18 protein-coding genes are annotated in these 19,628 nt (G+C 59.4%); 11 read left to right on the forward strand and 7 right to left on the reverse strand.

From position 1 onward, the window contains the following. Positions 1-51: 51 nt before the first annotated feature. The 6 genes from ccoG to hemN all read left to right on the forward strand — a co-directional run bounded on the left by ccoG (position 52) and on the right by hemN (position 7,077). The gene (gene ccoG / locus IV01_RS13730) at positions 52-1,464 is read left to right on the forward strand and encodes a cytochrome c oxidase accessory protein CcoG (RefSeq protein WP_032628370.1); all 1,413 of its coding nucleotides are present in this window, start codon (positions 52-54) and stop codon (positions 1,462-1,464) included. 23 nt (positions 1,465-1,487) lie between these two features. Beyond that, the gene (locus tag IV01_RS13725; RefSeq protein ID WP_032628372.1) at positions 1,488-2,027 is read left to right on the forward strand and encodes a FixH family protein; all 540 of its coding nucleotides are present in this window, start codon (positions 1,488-1,490) and stop codon (positions 2,025-2,027) included. 136 nt (positions 2,028-2,163) lie between these two features. After that, entirely contained in the window at positions 2,164-4,626 is a 2,463-nt protein-coding gene (locus IV01_RS13720) for a heavy metal translocating P-type ATPase (RefSeq protein ID WP_032628373.1), read from the forward strand. Beyond that, positions 4,605-4,814 carry a cbb3-type cytochrome oxidase assembly protein CcoS gene (gene ccoS / locus IV01_RS13715; protein WP_032628375.1) on the forward strand — a complete coding sequence of 70 codons (210 nt, stop codon included), beginning with the start codon at positions 4,605-4,607 and terminating at the stop codon, positions 4,812-4,814. The genes IV01_RS13720 and ccoS overlap by 22 nt, the downstream gene beginning before the upstream one ends. 123 nt (positions 4,815-4,937) lie before the next feature. After that, a complete protein-coding gene (locus tag IV01_RS13710) occupies positions 4,938-5,621 on the forward strand; it encodes a sulfite exporter TauE/SafE family protein (RefSeq protein WP_032628377.1) in 684 nt (227 codons plus the stop codon). Positions 5,622-5,694: 73 nt separating this feature from the next. Continuing rightward, the gene (hemN, locus tag IV01_RS13705) at positions 5,695-7,077 is read left to right on the forward strand and encodes an oxygen-independent coproporphyrinogen III oxidase (RefSeq protein WP_032628379.1); all 1,383 of its coding nucleotides are present in this window, start codon (positions 5,695-5,697) and stop codon (positions 7,075-7,077) included. A 10-nt stretch (positions 7,078-7,087) separates the two neighbouring features. Here the strand turns inward: hemN and IV01_RS13700 are convergent, their stop codons facing one another. After that, positions 7,088-7,582 (reverse strand): hypothetical protein, encoded by a 495-nt coding sequence (locus IV01_RS13700; protein WP_032628381.1) that lies wholly within the window; start codon positions 7,580-7,582, stop codon positions 7,088-7,090. 154 nt (positions 7,583-7,736) lie between these two features. Between IV01_RS13700 and fnr the strand changes: the two genes are divergently transcribed. After that, a complete protein-coding gene (fnr, locus tag IV01_RS13695) occupies positions 7,737-8,471 on the forward strand; it encodes a fumarate/nitrate reduction transcriptional regulator Fnr (protein WP_032628383.1) in 735 nt (244 codons plus the stop codon). Between the two features lie 66 nt (positions 8,472-8,537). Continuing rightward, a complete protein-coding gene (locus IV01_RS13690; RefSeq protein ID WP_032628385.1) occupies positions 8,538-9,098 on the forward strand; it encodes an adenine phosphoribosyltransferase in 561 nt (186 codons plus the stop codon). Positions 9,099-9,421: 323 nt separating this feature from the next. On the opposite strand, the gene recR is transcribed toward IV01_RS13690, so the two are convergent. The 4 genes from recR to dnaX form a co-directional block, all read right to left on the reverse strand. Continuing rightward, on the reverse strand, positions 9,422-10,024 hold the full coding sequence (gene recR, locus IV01_RS13685; RefSeq protein WP_032628387.1) for a recombination mediator RecR: 603 nt from the start codon (positions 10,022-10,024) through the stop codon (positions 9,422-9,424). Between the two features lie 90 nt (positions 10,025-10,114). Beyond that, on the reverse strand, positions 10,115-11,143 hold the full coding sequence (locus IV01_RS13680; RefSeq protein ID WP_032628389.1) for an NADP-dependent oxidoreductase: 1,029 nt from the start codon (positions 11,141-11,143) through the stop codon (positions 10,115-10,117). Between the two features lie 311 nt (positions 11,144-11,454). After that, positions 11,455-11,781: a YbaB/EbfC family nucleoid-associated protein gene (locus IV01_RS13675; protein ID WP_032628391.1), complete on the reverse strand. Its 327-nt coding sequence runs from the start codon at positions 11,779-11,781 to the stop codon at positions 11,455-11,457. A 63-nt stretch (positions 11,782-11,844) separates the two neighbouring features. Next, positions 11,845-13,959, reverse strand: a complete 2,115-nt coding sequence (gene dnaX, locus IV01_RS13670) for a DNA polymerase III subunit gamma/tau (protein WP_032628393.1) — start codon at positions 13,957-13,959, stop codon at positions 11,845-11,847. Between the two features lie 189 nt (positions 13,960-14,148). Between dnaX and IV01_RS13665 the strand changes: the two genes are divergently transcribed. Together IV01_RS13665 and acpA are read left to right on the forward strand one after the other, a co-directional pair. Then, positions 14,149-14,877: a substrate-binding periplasmic protein gene (locus tag IV01_RS13665; RefSeq protein ID WP_229636117.1), complete on the forward strand. Its 729-nt coding sequence runs from the start codon at positions 14,149-14,151 to the stop codon at positions 14,875-14,877. Positions 14,878-14,993: 116 nt separating this feature from the next. Continuing rightward, positions 14,994-16,670, forward strand: a complete 1,677-nt coding sequence (gene acpA / locus IV01_RS13660) for an acid phosphatase (protein WP_032628396.1) — start codon at positions 14,994-14,996, stop codon at positions 16,668-16,670. Between the two features lie 33 nt (positions 16,671-16,703). On the opposite strand, the gene IV01_RS13655 is transcribed toward acpA, so the two are convergent. Then, on the reverse strand, positions 16,704-17,750 hold the full coding sequence (locus IV01_RS13655; protein WP_032628397.1) for a GGDEF domain-containing protein: 1,047 nt from the start codon (positions 17,748-17,750) through the stop codon (positions 16,704-16,706). Positions 17,751-18,047: 297 nt separating this feature from the next. Further along, on the reverse strand, positions 18,048-18,581 hold the full coding sequence (locus IV01_RS13650; protein WP_032628399.1) for a DinB family protein: 534 nt from the start codon (positions 18,579-18,581) through the stop codon (positions 18,048-18,050). A gap of 207 nt (positions 18,582-18,788) precedes the next feature. Here IV01_RS13650 and IV01_RS13645 point away from each other — a divergent pair, with 207 nt between their 5' ends. Next, on the forward strand, positions 18,789-19,565 hold the full coding sequence (locus IV01_RS13645; protein ID WP_032628401.1) for an N-acetylmuramoyl-L-alanine amidase: 777 nt from the start codon (positions 18,789-18,791) through the stop codon (positions 19,563-19,565). The last annotated feature ends 63 nt before the right edge of the window (positions 19,566-19,628 follow it).

The raw sequence follows: 19,628 nt of genomic DNA on the forward strand, positions 1-19,628 counted from the left end.
CGGCCGGCATGCACTGACCGAGGCATTTTTCCACTGCCGTGGGACATACCGATGAGCAATAACATTCCTGTCGTCAACGTCACGCCGCCGCCCAAGAACGATAACAACACGGTCGACCTTTACGCCTCGCGAGAAAAAATCTACACCCGCGCATTCACTGGCCTGTTTCGCAATCTGCGCATGGTCGGCGGCGCCCTGCTGTTTCTGATTTACTTTGGAACGGTCTGGTTGAACTGGGGCGGGCATCAGGCGGTGTGGTGGAACCTGCCGGAGCGCAAGTTCTACATCTTCGGTGCAACCTTCTGGCCGCAGGATTTCATCCTGTTATCCGGCATCCTGATCGTCAGCGCCTTCGGCCTGTTCTTCATCACCGTGTACGCCGGGCGTATCTGGTGCGGTTATACCTGCCCGCAAAGCGTCTGGACCTGGATATTCATGTGGTGCGAAAAAGTCACCGAAGGCGACCGCAACCAGCGCATCAAGCTCGACAAAGCCCCCATGAGCGCCAACAAGTTCGTGCGCAAGCTGGCCAAGCACAGCCTGTGGCTGCTGATCGGGCTGGTGACCGGCCTGACGTTTGTCGGCTATTTCTCACCGATCCGCGACCTCATCACTGAACTGGTCACTGGCCAGGCCGATGGCTGGGCGTATTTCTGGGTGGGTTTCTTTACCCTGGCCACTTATGGCAACGCCGGCTGGCTGCGCGAGCAAGTGTGCATTTACATGTGCCCCTACGCGCGCTTCCAGAGCGTGATGTTCGACAAGGACACCCTGATCGTGTCCTACGACCCGCGCCGAGGGGAGAAACGTGGCCCGCGTAAAAAGGACCTGGACTACAAAGCGCAGGGTTTGGGTGATTGCATCGACTGCACAATGTGCGTTCAGGTCTGCCCGACCGGTATCGACATCCGTGATGGCCTGCAGATCGAATGCATTGGCTGCGCGGCCTGCATTGACGCCTGCGACACCATCATGGACAAGATGAACTACCCCCGCGGCCTGATCAGCTACACCACCGAACACAACCTTTCGGGGCAGGTCACTCACAAGCTGCGCCCGAGGCTGATCGGTTATGCGCTGGTGCTGTTACTGATGATCGGACTGCTGGTTTCGGCGTTCTTCATGCGCTCTTTGGTAGGTTTCGATGTCAGCAAGGATCGTGTGCTGTATCGGGAAAACGCCGAAGGTCGGATCGAGAACGTCTACAGCCTGAAGGTCATGAACAAGGATCAGGTCGATCACACCTACGTGCTCGACGCCACTGGTCTGCCCGACCTGAAGCTGCAAGGCCGCCGTGAATTCCGGGTGCCAGCCGGAGAAATCTTCAGCATGCCGGTGGAGCTGTCCATCGCTCCCGAGAAGCTGCCGTCGAGTACCAATGAGGTGATGTTCATCCTCAAGGACGCCGACGGTGACACTCATGCTGAAACCAAGAGCCGGTTCATCGGCCCACAAGTGCGCTAACCGCCCGGTAAAGAGAACCGCCCATGTCCGTCGCAACTGCTCAAAGCCCGTGGTACAAGCACATCTGGCCATGGATCCTTATCGGCATCCTGACCTGCTCAGTGACACTGTCACTGACCATGGTCACCATCGCCGTCAAGAACCCGGACAATCTGGTCAACGACAACTATTACGAAGCGGGCAAAGGCATCAACCGCTCCCTGGACCGCGAGTTACTGGCTCAGACCCTGAAGCTCAAAGCCAGCGTCCATCTGGACGAAGTGACCGGTGAAGCCGACCTGCGCCTGAGCGGCAACAGCAATCCTGCAACCCTGGAGCTGAATCTGATTTCGCCGACCCAGCCGCAAAAGGATCGCCGGATAATGCTCACCCAAAGCCGCTCCGAGCCGGATCGTTACATCGGCCAATTGACCGATAGAGTTGAAGGGCGGCGTTTTGTGGAGCTGCTTGGCAACGAGGGCGGGCAGACCTGGCGGCTGTTCGAAGAGGAACAGATCAGCCCCGACAACCGCCTGACACTGGGCGACGAAGCGATTCAAGGTGCGGAAGATTTGAAAAAGTGATGCGATGCATCTCTTGGAGCGAGGCTTGCCCGCGATGGGAGCGACCCAATTTATCTGATAAAACGCGGTGCCTGTATCGCGGGCAAGCACCGCTCCCACAGAGACGGCGCTCGCCATCAGCACACCGAAAAAGCCAATGACCACACCCACCCCCTGCTACCACTGCGCCCTGCCCGTCCCGGCAGGCAGCCGCTTTACCGCCGTCGTGCTGGGGGAAACCCGCGAGCTGTGCTGTCCGGGGTGTCAGGCGGTAGCAGAGGCGATCGTCGCTGGCGGGCTGGAAAGCTATTACAGCCATCGCAGCGAAGCCTCGGCCAATCCGGAAACCTTGCCGGTGCAACTGGTGGATGAACTGGCGCTGTACGACCGTCCCGACGTGCAAGCCCCTTTTGTCCGCCACGAGGGTGAGCTGTCGGAAACCACGCTGTTGATGGAAGGCATCAGCTGCGCGGCTTGCGGCTGGCTCATCGAACGGCACTTGCGCAGCCTGCCCGCGGTGGCTGAAGCCCGGCTCAATCTGTCCAACCATCGCCTGCATGTCAGCTGGAACGACAGCCTGTTGCCACTGAGCGAAGTCCTCGCCCAATTACGCAGCATCGGCTACGTCGCTCATCCGTATCAGGCCGATCGCGCTGCCGAAACTCTGGCCAATGAAAACCGTCTGGCCTTGCGCCAACTGGGCGTGGCAGGGCTGCTGTGGTTTCAGGCAATGATGGCGACCATGGCAACCTGGCCGGAATTCAATATCGACCTCAGCCCGGAAATGCACACCATCCTGCGCTGGGTTGCGCTGTTTCTGACAACACCCATCGTCTTCTACAGCTGCGCACCGTTCTTTCGTGGGGCTATGCGCGATCTGCGCACCCGCCATCTGACCATGGATGTTTCCGTGTCCCTGGCCATTGGCGGTGCTTATCTCGCCGGCATCTGGACCGCGATAACTGGCAGCGGCGAGCTGTATCTGGACGCGGTAGGCATGTTCGCCCTGTTTTTGCTGGCCGGGCGCTATCTGGAAAGACGGGCAAGAGAACGTACCGCCGCCGCTACCGCGCAGTTGGTCAACCTGCTGCCCGCTTCCTGCCTGCGGCTGGATGAGCACGGGCAAAGCGTGCGCATCTTGCTTGGGGAACTGCAACTGCGTGACCGGGTACTGGTCCAGCCAGGCTCGGTGATCCCGGCCGACGGACGCATCGTTGAGGGGCAGTCGAGCATTGATGAATCCTTGCTGACCGGCGAGTACCTGCCGCAGCGACGCCGTGCGGGGGATGCCGTGACAGCGGGAACCCTGAACGTCGAAGGCGTCCTGACGGTTGAAGTGACAGCGCTGGGCCATGACACGCGGCTCTCGGCCATCGTTCGCCTGCTGGAGCGCGCGCAGGCCGAGAAACCTCGCCTGGCGGAAATCGCCGACCGTGCCGCCCAGTGGTTTCTGCTGGTTTCGCTGATCCTGGCCGCTGTCATCGGCATCGTGTGGTGGCAACTCGATTCATCTCGGGCGTTGTGGATCGTCCTGGCGATGCTCGTCGCCACCTGCCCCTGCGCGCTATCACTGGCAACGCCGACAGCGCTGACCGCCGCCACCGGCACGCTGCACAAACTCGGCCTGCTGTTGACGCGAGGCCATGTACTTGAAGGCTTGAATCAGATCGACACAGTGATCTTTGACAAGACCGGCACCCTGACCGAAGGGCGCCTGGCGCTACGCAACGTCAAAACCCTCGGCACCTTGGACGCCGATCGCTGCCTGAGTCTGGCCGCCGCGCTGGAAAACCGCTCGGAACACCCCATCGCCAAAGCGTTCGGTCGCGCCCCCATCGCAGCAGAAGACGTCATCAGCCAACCGGGGCTGGGGCTTGAAGGTGTGGTTGGTGGACAACGGCTGCGCATTGGTCAGCACGGATTCGTCTGTGCCCTCAGCGCCAGCGCCGTTCCGCGAGCACCTGAACAGGCCGGACAGCACTTGTTGCTGGGCGACACCCATGGGCCCTTGGCCTGGTTGATCCTTGATGACCGGCTACGCGCCGATGCGTATGAGCTGCTGCAAGCCTGCAAGGCCCGAGGTTGGAAAACCCTGCTCCTCTCGGGCGACAGCTCGCCCATGGTGGCCGAAATCGCCAAGGAACTGGGGATTGATGAAGCCCGTGGCGGCCTGCATCCAGACGAAAAGCTGGCGGCCCTGCAAGCACTGCATCGCCAGGGCCGCAAGGTGTTGATGCTGGGGGACGGCGTCAACGACGTGCCGGTTCTGGCGGCTGCCGACATCAGCATCGCCATGGGCTCAGCTACCGATCTGGCAAAAACCAGTGCTGATGCCGTCTTGTTGTCCAATCGCCTGCAAACCCTGGTGCAAGCCTTTGGTCTGGCGCGTCGTACCCGCAGGGTGATCATCGAAAACCTGTTGTGGGCCGGCCTGTACAATGGCCTCATGTTGCCGTTCGCGGCGCTGGGTTGGGTGACCCCGATCTGGGCGGCGGTCGGCATGTCCATCAGTTCCCTGACCGTGGTGCTCAATGCCTTGCGCCTGACCCGTGTGCCGTCTCCCCCCAGCGTCACTCGCCAGCCCCTTTCGGAGGCTTTATGCCAGCGCTCTACATCATGATCCCCGCGGCGCTTCTACTGGTCGGCGTCGCGATCTATATCTTCTTCTGGGCGGTGGACAGCGGCCAGTACGACGATATGGAAGGTCCGGCGCACAGCATCCTGTTCGATGATCAGGATCCCAAGCATCAGGCGGCGGTGGATGAAGCCATACGCAAGCCAGGGAAAAAAGAAGGGCCTGATGTGTGAATACAATCCTGTGGGAGCGGTGCTTGCCCGCGATAAGGGCACCGCGAATATCAGGTCTATCTCGTCCTGCCTTATCGCGGGCAAGCACCGCTCCCACAGGGGTCTGGATCCGTCTGGACATCCATGACTGACCTCCTCCCTCTATTAATCTCCGCCCTGATCCTCGGCCTGCTGGGCGGCGGGCATTGCCTGGGCATGTGCGGCGGTTTGATGGGCGCGCTGACCCTTGCGATTCCCAAGGAGCAACGCAACCGACGCTTGCGCCTGCTGCTGGCTTATAACCTTGGGCGGATTCTCAGTTACGCAACGGCAGGCCTGTTGATCGGTCTGGCAGGCTGGGCGGTGGCCAACAGCCCGGCAGCGACTTTCATGCGAGTGATAGCGGCGTTACTGCTGATCACCATGGGCTTGTATCTGGCAGGATGGTGGAGCGGCCTGACCCGTATTGAGCGCCTGGGTCGCGGCTTGTGGCGCTACATTCAGCCCGTTGCTAACCGTTTGCTGCCGGTTTCCAGCACTCCTCGCGCCCTGCTGCTGGGTGCGCTGTGGGGTTGGTTACCCTGCGGTCTGGTCTACAGCACCCTGCTCTGGTCCGCCAGCCAAGGCAACGCGATCGACAGTATGCTGCTAATGCTCGCGTTCGGCCTCGGCACCTGGCCGGTGTTGCTGGCCGCCGGGATCGCGGCTGAGCGCACGACAGCGCTCCTGCGCAAACGCGGCGTGCGCATGGCCGGCGGAGTGGCGGTGATACTGTTCGGAATCTGGACGCTGCCTGGTCCGCATCAGCATTGGTTGATGGGCCATTGACCCACATCAACAGACGTTACAGAGCCCTTCCCTAGACTGACCGCCACTGCCAGCCTATCCGGGGAACGCCAACATGCTCGACGCCATTCGTTGGGATTCTGATCTGATACGCCGCTACGATATGGCCGGGCCACGCTACACGTCCTACCCAACTGCGGTGCAGTTTCAGACACAGGTCGGAGCCTTCGACCTGCTCCACGCACTGCGCGACAGCCGCAAGGCCGTGCGCCCGCTCTCGCTTTACGTGCACATCCCGTTCTGCGCAAATATTTGCTATTACTGCGCCTGCAACAAAGTCATCACCAAGGATCGCGGCCGGGCCCAGGCCTACCTGCAACGCCTGGAACACGAAATCCAGATGATCGCCTGCCATCTCGACCCCGGCCAAGTGGTCGAACAACTGCACTTCGGCGGTGGCACTCCGACCTTTCTCAGCCATGACGAATTGCGCCAGCTGATGGGCCAGCTGCGCCAGCATTTCAATCTGCTGGACGATGATTCCGGTGACTACGGCATCGAGATCGACCCTCGCGAGGCCGACTGGTCGACCATGGGTCTGTTGCGTGAACTGGGTTTCAATCGGGTCAGCATCGGCGTACAAGACCTCGACCCGCAGGTGCAGCGTGCGGTAAACCGCCTGCAAAGCCTGGAAGAAACCCAGGCGATCATCGAAGCCGCCCATACCTTGCAGTTTCGCTCGGTCAACATCGACCTGATCTACGGGCTGCCAAAGCAGACTCCGGAAGCCTTCGCTCACACCGTGGATGAGATCATCGCCCTGCAGCCGGATCGATTGTCGGTGTTCAACTACGCCCACTTGCCGGAACGCTTCATGCCCCAGCGACGAATCGATAGCGCTGACCTGCCGGCACCGGAAGCCAAGCTGCTGATGCTCGAACGCACCATCGAACAACTGACCCAGGCGGGTTATCGCTACATTGGCATGGACCACTTCGCACTGCCCGATGACGAACTGGCAATTGCCCAGGAAGAATCGACCCTGCAGCGCAACTTCCAGGGCTACACCACCCACGGACATTGCGACTTGATTGGCCTCGGCGTTTCGGCCATCAGCCAGATCGGAGATCTGTACACCCAGAACAGCAGCGACCTGAGCGACTACCAGAGCCTGCTGGGCAGCGATCAACTGGCGACCAAGCGCGGTCTGCTATGTAACCAGGACGACCGAGTGCGACGAGCAGTCATTCAGCAGCTGATCTGTCATTTCAGCCTGGATTTCGCCGCTATCGAAGCAAGTTTCGGGATTGATTTCCGCGCGTACTTCAGCGAACTATGGCCGCAACTGGCAAGCATGGCCAGCGATGGCCTTATCGATCTGGATACCAAAGGCATTCGGGTTTCGCCAGCGGGGCGACTGCTGGTCCGCTCGATCTGCATGGTATTTGACGCCTACCTGACGCAGCAGAGTCGCGAGCGGTTTTCTCGAGTGATCTGAGGACGCCGGGTTACATTTTGGCCAGCACCAGCATGCTGGCCTTGGCTTTGTCTGCGGACGGCAACCCGTTCATGGCCGACGCCAGGTCACGGCTGGAGTCGCTGACCTGACGCTGATAAATGCCGGACATTGATTGCAGGGTAGACAATTTCACCTGACGCATCTCGGCAGTCAGCGACTTGTCGCTGATAACGGCTTGCAGTTGATCATTCATCTGCTGCAGCCCCTTCTGAGAGAGCCGCACCGAGGTGAGGATTTTCTGTACCGAATCCGGCAGACCACTTTGTTTGATGTCTGAATTGGCCGAACCCGCCAGCGCAGCCCTGGCCAGGCCTGCCGCTGAAAGGCTGACCTGGGAGCTCGGGCCAGAGCTTTGACTAACGCTCTGGGCGGGATTGGCGCCGGATGTACCTTCAGGGGCTGTTTTGTCTGCGGCGCTTTTTTGCGCAGCTGCATTGGCAGTCAAAAACGCTCGGCTGATTGCGGTGAGACTGGGTGACCACATGAGCGGCAACCTCTTGAAGAAAGGATGATTCCTGAGTTGTTATCGACCCACATCAGTAAAACTTGATCGCTTGGTGTGTTGATGCGGCTGGCAGGAAGCCATGCCCGTGGGTTACCCTTATGACTTATGTGTGTTTACCACAAGGAATCCAGTCATGTCAGAGCCAGTCAAGTCGCGTGCTCACACCCAGGCCCACTGCAAGGATTGCAGTCTGGCTCCACTGTGCCTGCCACTCTCCTTGAACCTCGAAGACATGGAAGCTCTGGATCAGATCGTCAAGCGCGGTCGCCCGTTGAAGAAAGGCGAATTCCTGTTCCGCCAGGGCGATACCTTTGCCTCGGTGTATGCGGTACGTTCTGGCGCGCTCAAGACTTTCAACATCAGTGACGGCGGCGAAGAGCAACTCACCGGTTTCCACCTGCCAAGTGAATTGGTCGGCATGTCGGGCATGGACGCCGAAGCCTATCCGGTGTCTGCTCAGGCGCTGGAAACCACTTCTGTGTGCGAAATCCCGTTCGAGCGGCTGGACGAGCTGTCTGTGCAGCTGCCTCAGCTGCGCCGCCAGTTGATGCGCGTGATGAGCAGGGAAATCCGCGACGATCAGCAGATGATGTTGCTGTTGTCGAAGAAAACCGCCGACGAGCGGATCGCTACCTTTCTGGTCAATCTGTCGGCCCGTTTCCGGGCCCGTGGATTCTCTGCCAACCAGTTCCGCCTGAGCATGTCGCGCAACGAAATCGGCAACCATCTCGGGCTCGCGGTTGAAACCGTCTCCCGGGTGTTCACCCGATTCCAGCAGAACGAACTGATCTCGGCCGAGGGCAAGGAAATCCAGATTCTCGATCCAATCCAGCTCTGCGCCCTGGCTGGCGGCGCTATCGAAAGCTGAGGGTGCGCAGCAGAGCCCAGGCCTTTAGACTAGCGCTCATACCGCCTACTGCCATGGATCACTCTGATGTCCCTAGACACTCAAAGCTTCGATGAACACAACCTCAAAGCCCTGATCCGTCCGGTCGTGGATTTCCCCAAGCCGGGCGTCATTTTTCGTGACATCACGCCGCTGTTTCAATCGCCCAAGGCCACTCGCCTGGTGATGGACAGTTTCGTTCAGCGTTATATCGAAGCCGACTTCAGCCACGTTGGCGTGATGGATGCCCGGGGCTTTCTGATCGGTTCGGTCGTTGCCTATGAGCTTAACAAGCCGCTGATCCTGTTTCGCAAGCAAGGCAAACTGCCCGCCGATGTGCTTTCGCAAGCCTACAAGACCGAATACGGCGAGGCGTTTCTGGAAGTCCACGCGGACAGTCTGTGCGACGGCGATTCAGTAGTGATGTTCGATGACCTGATTGCTACCGGCGGCACTTTGATCGCCGCCGCGAACCTGATTCGCCGCATGGGCGCAAAGATCCACGAAGCCGCCGCCATCATCGACCTGCCAGAGCTGGGCGGCTCAGAGCGCCTGCGAGATCTGCAGATCCCGACGTTCTGCCTGACCAGTTTTGGGTTGACGGAGTAGGAGCCCGGTTCGGCATTGCTTCTCTGTGGGCGGTGCTTGGTCTGGGCGGCATTCCGACGATAAGGCTGGACGCGATAGACCCGATATCCGCGGTACCCTTATCGCGGGCAAGCACCGCTCCCACCAAAGCCCACATACCGCGTAGGAGCGCGCTTGCCCGCGATGAAAGATAACGCGGTGGCCCAGACAGAACTCGATCCCTGTAGGAGCCAAGCTTGCTCGCGATAAGAACACCTCGGTGAGCCAGACAGTCCGCGTCGCCTTCATCGCCGGCACGCACCGCTCCCACATAAGCAGCGCGCCCACAGGCGAATGCACAAACCTTACAACGCTATAGGCTTACGCCCCGCAAACGAATGCGCCAGCGTGCCGCCATCCACCAGCTCCAACTCGCCACCCAATGGCACGCCATGGGCAATGCGTGAGGTGATCAGGCCTTTGTTGGTCAACAACTGCGCGATGTAATGGGCCGTGGCCTCGCCTTCAACCGTCGGATTGGTGGCCAGAATGACTTCGGTGAAAGTGCCTTGCCCGTTGATTCGCTCCAGCAGTTGCGGAATCCCGATGGCTTCCGGGCCAAGCCCGTCCAGTGGCGACAAATGCCCCTTGAGCACGAAGTAACGACCGCGATAACCGGTCTGCTCTACCGCGTAGACATCCATCGGCCCTTCCACCACGCATAACAACGTATCGTCACGGCGCACGTCCGAGCACTGCGGGCAGAGATCGTCTTCAGTCAGGGTGCGGCACAACCGGCAGTGCCCTACCCCTTCCATGGCCTGGCTCAATGCGAGCGCCAGCCGTGAACCGCCGCTGCGATCACGCTCCAGCAGTTGCAGCGCCATGCGTTGCGCAGTTTTCTGACCCACGCCCGGCAAGGTGCGCAGGGCATCGATCAATTGGCGAATCAGTGGGCTGAAGCTCATGGAGAAAGGTCCGACAAAAACACAAGACGCGGTTTATACCCGCGCCCTGCGTATAGCGTCAATTCAAGGAACACCGCTCGGGCGTTTTTCCTACGAAACGCGCACCACCAACTTACCGAAATTGCGACCTTCGAGCAGGCCGATAAAGGCTTCAGGGGCGTTTTCCAGCCCTTCAACCATGTCCTCGCGGAATTTGATCTTGCCCTCGGTCACCAGCGGCGTCATCTCGGTCATGAACTCTTCACGACGATGGCCGTACGCCTCAAACACGATGAAACCCTGCATAAGGGCGCGCTTGGTCAGCAGAGTGCGCATCAACAGTGGCAGATGATTCGGCCCTTCCGGCTCGCCCTGGGCGTTATACATGGCGATCAGGCCACATACCGGAATGCGCGCGCCCGCGTTGAGCAGTGGCAACACTGCATCAAACACCTTGCCGCCCACCAGCTCGAAATAGATATCGATGCCATTGCCGCAAGCCGCGGCGAGCTCTTCGGCAAACTGTTCGCTTTTATGGTCGATGCATTCATCAAAGCCCAGCTCGTCGACAACATAACGACATTTGTCAGGCCCGCCAGCAATACCCACGACCCGCAGGCCATTCAATTTCGCCACCTGCCCGACCACAGAGCCCACAGCGCCCGAAGCGGCCGCGACCACCAGGGTTTCCCCTGTGGTCGGCTTGCCGATGTCCATCAAGCCCATGTAGGCGGTCATGCCCGGCATACCCAGCACGCCGACAGCCATGGATTCACTAGGCAAGCCTTTGGGCACTGACTGCAATGCAGAGCCATCGCTGATGCTATGGGTCTGCCAACCGGTCTGGCCGACCACCAGATCCCCAACCTTGAAGTCCGGGTTGCGGGATTGCTCGACGACGCTGACCGCCCCGCCCTCCATCACGTCATCGACGGCCACCGGATCGGCGTAGGACGGGGCGTCACTCATGCGACCGCGCATATAAGGGTCAAGGGACAGATAAAGGGTGCGCAGTTGCACCTGACCTTCTTGCAGGTCCGGCAGCGCTTCGCGTTCCAGGCGGAAGTTTTCCGGAGTTGGCGCGCCGGTGGGACGCGAAGCCAGAACAATGCGCTGGTTGAGAATCAATTCTTGGGTCATCAAAGCGGCTCCTTGGAGGAATTCTGCGGGTATTCAGAGCAGACCGTCTTGAGGCGCTGGCGTTCGGTTAAATGTAAGAGCGAGCTTGACCGCAATGAACGATGACGCACTCTTGCTGGCACACCGCGCTTCCCTGTGGGAGCGAATTTATTCGCGAAAGCAGTATTAAGACCAATAACGATGCGTCGGATGTATTGGCCTATTCGCGAATGAATTCGCTCCCACAGGTGAGGAACGTTCCGTAGGAGTGCGTATCCACACACAAAAATGCCAGGCACTAAGGCCTGGCATTTTGTGATCAACCGCTGTTCTTAGAACGGCATTTTCATGCCTGGCGGCAGTTGCATGCCAGCGGTCATGCTGGCGGTTTTTTCCTGGCTGGCCTGTTCGATCTTGCGCACGGCGTCGTTGACGGCGGCGGCGATCAGGTCTTCCAGCACTTCCTTGTCTTCCTGCATCAGGCTGTCATCCAGATTGATACGCTTGACGTCGTGACGACCGGTCATGACCACGCTGACCAGGCCTGCGCCCGATTGGCCGGTCACTTCGGCATTGGCCAGTTCTTCCTGCATCTTGGCCATTTTTTCCTGCATTTGCTGAGCCTGCTTCATCAGGCCTGCCATGCCGCCTTTCATCATGGGATATCTCCTCGAAAGTTGATTGTTTCGCCTGGCGCGACCCGTCTGGCGTCGCGCCGTCAGTTAATGAGTTTGAGCGACCGGGGCGTCCACGGGTTTAATCGTATCCTCCCGGATCACTGCGCCAAACTGTTGCAGCATCTGCTGGATGAACGGATCAGCATGAATCGACGCTTCCGCCTGCAACTGCCGCTCGGCTCGCAGGCGCGATGCCGCTTGAGCCGGGGTTTCCTGCTCCGGCTTGATCAGCTCGATACTCAGGTTGATCGTACGCCCGGTGAATTGGTTCAAGGCATCGTTGATACGGCGCTGCTGGGTCGAGTTGAACAACGCGCTATGCCCCGGATCCAGATGCAGCAACCAGGCGTCACCCTGCATGGAAATCAAAGTGCAGTTAGAGGCGATGCTGCTGGTCATGCCGGAGATCGGCAGTTTGTTAAACATCTCCAGCCACTCTGCCGCCAGACCCGTGGCAGGCTTCGCAGCCGGAGCCGGCTCAGCCTCGACCACTTCGGCCACGCTCTCGTGGGCCAGTTCGTCCAGATAGCTGTAGGACGCAGGATCGATGTCCACATCAGGCTCGACGTAATCGTCATCCGGTGGCGGCTCGTCTTCGCGATCCATGGGCGCAGGCACATAAGCCGCGTCAGGGACACGTTCAAGCATGGCGGGGGTTACGGCCTGTTCAGGCTCAGATTCGGTTGGTGGCGACTCGACCTCTGGCGCAGGGGGCACCGGGCTGGCGGGCGCGGGCGCTGGCATGGGCGTGAGTTCGGGCTGCTCGCCGTCGGTGTCGAGCACCGGCTCAGGCACTGGCTCAGCAACAGGTTCGGGTTCGGGCTCGGCATCGATAACCGGCGGCAACGGCATGGGCTCGTTCCACGGCAGATCGACGTCGGCAACCGGCTCGGGGACCGGCTCCGGCGTGACAACTGGCGCAGGTTGAATGGACGCGGCTTCGACAGCCGGGTTTACAGCTGCTGGGGCAATTACCGGTGCAACTGCTGCTGCACCGGCCACTGGATTTGAGGAATCAACTGTGGCCGGGTTGATTCCCACTGTCTTTAGCGGCTGCCTCGGGGCGTCGCTGCTGTCGGCGGGACGAAACGCCAGCATGCGCAGCAGAACCATCTCGAAGCCGCCACGGGGATCAGGTGCCAGCGGCAAATCGCGACGCCCGATCAAACCCATCTGGTAATAAAACTGTACGTCTTCGGCAGGCAGTGCCTGCGCCAACGCCAAGACCCGATCACGGTCGCCATGACCGTTATCGACCCCTTCGGGCAGCGCCTGGGCGATTGCCACACGGTGCAGCACGTTGAGAATTTCCGACAGCACGCCATTCCAGTCAGGCCCCTGCTCTGCCAGATGGCGCACGGCCTCCAACAGGCTGCGGGCGTCGCCGTCGATCAGAGCAGTAAGGACGTCGAACACCTGACCATGATCCAGGGTGCCGAGCATTGCCCGCACATCGGCGGCCATGACCTTGCCTTCACCGAAGGCAATGGCCTGATCGGTCAGGCTCATGGCGTCGCGCATCGAACCATCGGCGGCGCGACCCAACAACCACAAGGCATCGTCTTCAAACGGGACGTTTTCGACCCCCAGCACATGGGTCAAGTGCTCGACCACACGCTCTGGCGTCATGTTCTTAAGGGAGAACTGCAGGCAGCGAGACAGAATGGTCGCCGGCAGCTTTTGCGGATCGGTGGTCGCCAGGATGAACTTGACGTAAGGCGGCGGCTCTTCAAGGGTCTTGAGCAAGGCGTTGAACGAGTGGCTGGAGAGCATGTGCACTTCGTCGATCAGGTAGACCTTGAAGCGCCCGCGACTCGGGGCGTATTGCACGTTGTCCAGCAGCTCGCGGGTATCCTCGACCTTGGTGCGGCTCGCGGCGTCGATCTCGATCAGGTCAACAAAACGGCCTTCGTCGATTTCGCGACATACCGAACAGGTGCCGCACGGCGTCGACGTGATGCCGGTCTCGCAGTTCAGGCATTTGGCGATGATCCGTGCAATCGTAGTCTTACCCACCCCTCGGGTGCCGGTAAAAAGATACGCGTGATGCAGGCGCTGACTGTCCAGCGCATTGATCAGGGCCTTCAGCACATGTGTCTGGCCGACCATTTCGCGGAACGAGCGCGGACGCCATTTACGTGCAAGAACCTGATAACTCATCGAAAACCGTCGCAACTGGGAAGCGGAAGACCGCTAATGCTAGCCGAGCAGGGGCAAAATTGCATCTGGTGTACTTGTCTATTGTGTTTAAGCTGTGCAAATGAATTAACGGGCACACGCTATTCGGGTCTTTAAGAGCTGCTTATGCATTGCTGTAGTGAGGGACTGATGCGTCGATGCCAGATAGTGATGATTGTTTTACTCCTGCTCAGCCAGGCTAGCGCTTCCGCCGAACCGCCCCTGCGATTTTCGGTAGCCGACAGTTGGTCGATGCCATTGATTCAGCTTGATGAGGGCGAACCCACGTCAGGGATCCTCTTCGACATCATGCAAAGCCTTGCTCGCCAGTCAGGCCTGCGAGCTGAATATCACGTGCTTCCACGTCTGCGGGTTCAGGCGGCGCTGGAACGTGGCGAAGTGGATATACGCTGCTATGCCGCGCAAGCCTGGGTACCGAACCTGTCAGGGGATTATTTCTGGAGCCTGCCCATTCTGTACCAACGTGACTTGCTGATTGCCTCAGCCGAAACCGCAGCCGGCCCCTACCCCAGCCAATTCGAGAACGAAACCGTCGGCACCGTGCTGGGCTACAGCTATCCCGAACTGCAACACCTGTTCGACAATCACCAACTGGTACGCGAAGACGCCCGCAATCAGGAACAGACACTGCGCAAGCTGGTCGCCGGGCGCTACAACTATGCTGTTTCCAGCGAGTTGGCGCTGGACTGGGTCAATCGCGACCTTCCTGCTGGCCAGCGGATGAAAGTCATTTCTATGGTCAGCGATCAGCCGGCCGGCTGCATCATCCGCAACGATCCCGGCCTGCCGACGCAGAAAATCCTCCGTACGCTGGTTCGCATGAGAGTGTCGGGTGAGATCCAGCAAATAGTGGATCAATACACTGCGCCCAGGAGCTGATTATTCGGTGTGCGTAACAAACTCTGCCCGAAGCCCTGACTGACGCAAAGACGTCATAAAGCACCGCTACCCTCGCCTGAAATCTTTGGTAACACTTAATCAGGCGGGCCATTCCAATGAGCGACAAACCAGACGACGTATCGCAAACCGATCCTAGCCGGCGGCGTTTTCTGGGGGGGATGGCGGCATTAGGCGCTGGCATGACCCTCGGCGGTTACGCAACGGCCCAAGACAAGCCCGCACCCGCAGCCCTACCCGCCTTGACGGGTGCAGCGCTGGATAAAGCCCTGCGCGACAACGTCAAAACCGTCGTGGTGATCTACGCCGAAAACCGCAGTTTCAATAATCTGTTCGGGAATTTTCCCGGCGTGGAAAAGCCCCTGGCGTCTCTCCAGCCCGCTGATTATCAACAGCGCGACCGCGATGGCGGTCTGCTGGATAACCTTCCGCCCGCCTGGGGCGGTGTGTTGCAGGTCGGGCCGCAAACCGTTGACGGCGTGAGCTACCCCGCCGGTGGTCAATTTCAGGAAAATCTGCCCAACGCCCCCTTTCCGCTAAAAGGCATGAATGGCGAAGATCTGCCCCTGAGCCTGGTGACCCGTGACCTGTGGCACGTGTTCTATCAGAACCAGATGCAGATCAACGGGGGTAAGAATGACCGTTTCGTCGCCTGGGCCGATGCCGGGGGGCTCACGATGGGGTATTACGCCCAGAGCCAGTACTCCCTGCGCCTGTGGGATGTCGCCAAGGAGTTCGTGCTGTGTGACAACTTCTTCCAGGGGGCCTTTGGCGGCTCATTTCTCAACCACCACTACCTGATCGCCGCGACAGCACCCGTCTACCCCAATGCGCAGACCTCCCCAGCCAAATCGCAGATCGCCACTCTGGAGAGCGACAACCCTCGGGATCCGCGCCTCAAGCCCCTGGAAAAATCTCCAGCCAGCGCCATGACCGGCCCGCCGCAGTTCGGCCCAAGCGCCCTGACGCCCGATGGCTTTGCCGTTAACACCTTGGCCCCACCGTACTGGCCGACCTGGCTGCGCGACCCGCAGAGACCGGATTACTCAAAACCTGATCTGCCCAACGTGCTGGTACCGCAAACCCATGAACACATTGGCGACAAACTGTCGAAGAAGGATGTCGACTGGGCCTGGTACGCCGGCGCATGGCAGGTCACGCTTGATCAGTTCAAGGACTCCACCGGCATCCCGAAAATCCCCAATTTCCAGTACCACCACCAGCCGTTCAACTACTTCGCCCAGCAAGGCCCGGACAATCCGAAGGAACGTCACAAACGCCTGCGCGACGGCGGACTGGGTGATGAAGCCAGCACCAACAAATTTCTCGCTGATGCCGAAGCCGGCAAGTTACCGGCCGTCACCTTCTACAAGCCGCAAGGCAACCTGAACATGCACGCCGGTTACGCTGACGTCGCCGCTGGGGACCGCCACATCGACCGTACAATCAAAGTGCTACGCAACAGCCCGCAATGGGAAAACATGGTGGTCATCATCACCGTTGATGAAAACGGCGGTTGGTGGGACCACGTGGCACCACCCAAAGGTGATCGCTGGGGTCCGGGCACACGCGTCCCGACGCTGGTGGTCTCGCCGTTCGCCCGCAAAGGCACCGTCGATCACACGGTTTATGACACCGCCTCGATCCTGCGCCTCATTACCCGGTTGCATGGCCTGGAAAAGCTCGACGGCCTCAAAGAGCGGGATAACGCCATGATTGCTCGCGGCCAGCAGCCAATGGGCGACCTGACCAATGCGCTGCAGTTTCCTGCTTAGATTGTGGAAAACGCAGCAAGAACGGCTGGCGACTCAGCTCGCCAGCACCACTTGATCGCGACCCTGCCGCTTGCCTTGATACAACGCTTGATCGGCACGTCGCAGGGCGCTTTCAAAACTCTCGCCTTGACGGATCTGACTGACCGCCAGGGTCGCGGTGACCATGACGGGCGAATGGTCGGTATTGCCTGCAGTCTCGCGAATCCCCAGCAGGATCCTCTCGGCAACCGCACACGCTACTTGCTCTGAAGTGTCAGGCATCAACACCAGAAACTCCTCGCCCCCCCAGCGCGACGCCACATCGGTTGCACGAACATTGCTACTGATTGCTTTGGCAACACGCTGCAGAATCACGTCGCCCCGATCATGGCCCAGGCTGTCATTGATCTGCTTGAAATGGTCGATATCCAGCAGAATGATCGCCGACGTCGCGGGACTACCCAGTTGGCGAACGCCTTCGATGATCCTGCGGCGAGTGTATAGATTGGTCAGGCTGTCGTGGCTTGCCATGTGAAACAGGCTGAGCTGCATAGAACGAGTGAAACGCACCGACAGGGCCGTGCCATGCACCAGCAACGCCGTGGCGGTTAGCACGTTTACGATGCCGAACGCCTCGCGCAACGGCGCAGCCACACCTGAGTTCAGCCCCATCCGCTCACGCAGGACGTAGCTCCCCACCACTACCGTGATGATCGTCAGATTGAACGACATCCGTACCATGCGCCGATCCTGAAAACTGAAGGCGATGATCGGAATCAGGCAATACAGGTAAAAGTGAAAGTTGCTGCTCCAGCCAAGTACCCAGTTGGCCAGCAGCGCATGAAGAATAATCTCCACACTCATCAAAACCCCGGCAAAGCTGTAACGCTGGGCGCGGATCGCTTTGAGACATGCCACGTAAACCCCGATGCTCAACGCGTTGGCAACGGCCAGCAAAGGCAGTTTCAACAACAGAAAGAGGATGAACAACACCACGTGAATGCCGAAGGCGATCTGTACAACAGGCACAATGTGCTTCCAGAACTGCGCCGTGGCTTCGCGCAACAGGTGAGCGCGATCACTGGCGGAAAGGACGTTCATCGACAAGTCTCGTGTGAGTCGGTAGTGGGCTGGAATACAGCAAAAGTGGGAGTTCAGCTGATGCCTTGCTATCGGCAGAAAATGAATGAGGATCACGCCGGTGGTCAGGGCACCGCGGGGTTGGACAACGACCGACTGGATATGATCGCAGCGTCTTCAAGAACACTGCCCTGTAGGAGCCCACGAGCGAAGGGAGGCAGCGATAGCGACCTGTCTGATACACCGCAATCGCGGGCCTGGTAACCTCGGTGCGCTCCTACAGGACCGAGGTGTGTCTGAAAAAACACAGCCATCTCTTTAGAGATTCGCAATAAGCGCCAGTAAATCCGTAGACCCCACATCAACCCCCGCCTGACTGAGCAGCGTGGTGGCTTGCCCGCGGTGGTGGGTCTGATGATTGAAGAAGTGAATCAACAGCCCGTAAAAGTCCCGCTGGGCCTTGATGCCAGCCGTATTGGCGTAATGCAGTGTCACATCCAGATCAGCTTCGCGCAGCTCGGCAGTCCACTCAATGATTGCCTTGTCGAGTAATTGCCGTCGCACCACTAGCTCGCCGAGGTCGCTGAACATCTGTTGACTCAAGGCCTGCGGGTCCGCGAGTTCGCGAATCGGCTCCAGAGCTTCGAACCCTGCAGGGTGCGCCGCAAATCGCTTGAGCCAGATGGTATCGCCCACGATGAGATGATTCAGCGTCCCCATTATCGAGCCGAAAAACGCTTTGCGATCCATGCTGAGTTCTTGTGCAGGCAACGTGGCCGCTGCGGCGCAGAGCTTTTCGTTCATCCACTGGTTGTAGCTAGCCATCAGGCTGAGGTGGTCGAGGCGGTTCACATGAGCCTGCGATAAGAGGATTAGACGTGGAAATTAGCGCTTGCCGGAAGTTCTGTCGATGCCTGACGAGCAATTCAACAGACCTGCCGCTATTGGCAGCCTGCGCACCCCCTGCCCATATCGCGCATAGCGTTAACTATGTAACGCAGTACGCAGCGCACCCGATGCTAGCTTGAAATTCAATCAATGCAGCACAGGAAAATGCGCATGTACAGCATCGACTACAACAGTTATCGCTCAATCAAGAGCTTCAACCGCAGGACCCGCTTCCTGGTCCTGCACTACACCGCCGTCAACTTCAAAGGCTCCGTCACCGCCCTGACGGGCCCGTCGGTGAGCTCACATTATCTGGTCCCGGATCCTAGCGACCCCACCTACATTGCGGCCGGGTTCAACGACCTGCGCATTTTCAATCTGGTAGATGAAAGTGAGCGGGCCTGGCATGCCGGCCTCAGCGCCTGGGCAAAACGCTACAACCTGAATGACACCGCCATCGGGGTCGAAATCGTTTATCTGGCTACCGAGGATAAAGGGGTCTTTACGTTCCCACCTTACAACCCGGTGCAAATCCAGGCCGTCAAAGAGCTGGCTGCAAACATCATTCAGCGTTATCCAGACATCACCCCCACCCACGTCGTCGGGCACAGCGATATTGCCATCGGCAGAAAAAGCGATCCGGGAGCGGCCTTCCCGTGGAAAGAGCTATACGAGGCGGGCATTGGCGGCTGGTATGACGAGGCGACCAAGCAGCGTTACGAGCAACAGTTCAGCAGCGGACTGCCATCCAGGGCGGATGTTGTCGCCAAACTGGGCCAGTATGGGTACGACCCAAGACCGGCAAGCACCGATGCCGGATATAAAAATCTGCTCCGGGCATTTCAACTGCATTTCCGCCCGCAGAGGTACGATGGCGTGCTGGACGCTGAAACTGCGGCAGCCTTGTATGCGTTGGTGGATAAATATTTTCCGACAAGGACGGCTTAGCAACTGCAGGCCTGGCCTGAGACGCATACGGCTACGATCGGATTTTTTGACTGCGAGCTCGAG

Origin of the sequence: Pseudomonas syringae, from assembly GCF_000737245.1 — a bacterium.
In the GTDB taxonomy this organism is placed as follows: Bacteria; Pseudomonadota; Gammaproteobacteria; order Pseudomonadales; family Pseudomonadaceae; genus Aquipseudomonas; species Aquipseudomonas syringae_J.

Excerpts from the sequence above, each read along its gene's own strand:
- ccoG (WP_032628370.1), top strand. The coding sequence starts at position 52 with ATGAGCAATAACATTCCTGTCGTCAACGTCACGCCGCCGCCCAAGAAC.
- IV01_RS13725 (WP_032628372.1), top strand. The coding sequence starts at position 1,488 with ATGTCCGTCGCAACTGCTCAAAGCCCGTGGTACAAGCACATCTGGCCA.
- IV01_RS13720 (WP_032628373.1), top strand. The coding sequence starts at position 2,164 with ATGACCACACCCACCCCCTGCTACCACTGCGCCCTGCCCGTCCCGGCA.
- ccoS (WP_032628375.1), top strand. The coding sequence starts at position 4,605 with ATGCCAGCGCTCTACATCATGATCCCCGCGGCGCTTCTACTGGTCGGC.
- IV01_RS13710 (WP_032628377.1), top strand. The coding sequence starts at position 4,938 with ATGACTGACCTCCTCCCTCTATTAATCTCCGCCCTGATCCTCGGCCTG.
- hemN (WP_032628379.1), top strand. The coding sequence starts at position 5,695 with ATGCTCGACGCCATTCGTTGGGATTCTGATCTGATACGCCGCTACGAT.
- IV01_RS13700 (WP_032628381.1), bottom strand. The coding sequence starts at position 7,582 with ATGTGGTCACCCAGTCTCACCGCAATCAGCCGAGCGTTTTTGACTGCC.
- fnr (WP_032628383.1), top strand. The coding sequence starts at position 7,737 with ATGTCAGAGCCAGTCAAGTCGCGTGCTCACACCCAGGCCCACTGCAAG.
- IV01_RS13690 (WP_032628385.1), top strand. The coding sequence starts at position 8,538 with ATGTCCCTAGACACTCAAAGCTTCGATGAACACAACCTCAAAGCCCTG.
- recR (WP_032628387.1), bottom strand. The coding sequence starts at position 10,024 with ATGAGCTTCAGCCCACTGATTCGCCAATTGATCGATGCCCTGCGCACC.
- IV01_RS13680 (WP_032628389.1), bottom strand. The coding sequence starts at position 11,143 with ATGACCCAAGAATTGATTCTCAACCAGCGCATTGTTCTGGCTTCGCGT.
- IV01_RS13675 (WP_032628391.1), bottom strand. The coding sequence starts at position 11,781 with ATGATGAAAGGCGGCATGGCAGGCCTGATGAAGCAGGCTCAGCAAATG.
- dnaX (WP_032628393.1), bottom strand. The coding sequence starts at position 13,959 with ATGAGTTATCAGGTTCTTGCACGTAAATGGCGTCCGCGCTCGTTCCGC.
- IV01_RS13665 (WP_229636117.1), top strand. The coding sequence starts at position 14,149 with ATGATTGTTTTACTCCTGCTCAGCCAGGCTAGCGCTTCCGCCGAACCG.
- acpA (WP_032628396.1), top strand. The coding sequence starts at position 14,994 with ATGAGCGACAAACCAGACGACGTATCGCAAACCGATCCTAGCCGGCGG.
- IV01_RS13655 (WP_032628397.1), bottom strand. The coding sequence starts at position 17,750 with ATGAACGTCCTTTCCGCCAGTGATCGCGCTCACCTGTTGCGCGAAGCC.
- IV01_RS13645 (WP_032628401.1), top strand. The coding sequence starts at position 18,789 with ATGTACAGCATCGACTACAACAGTTATCGCTCAATCAAGAGCTTCAAC.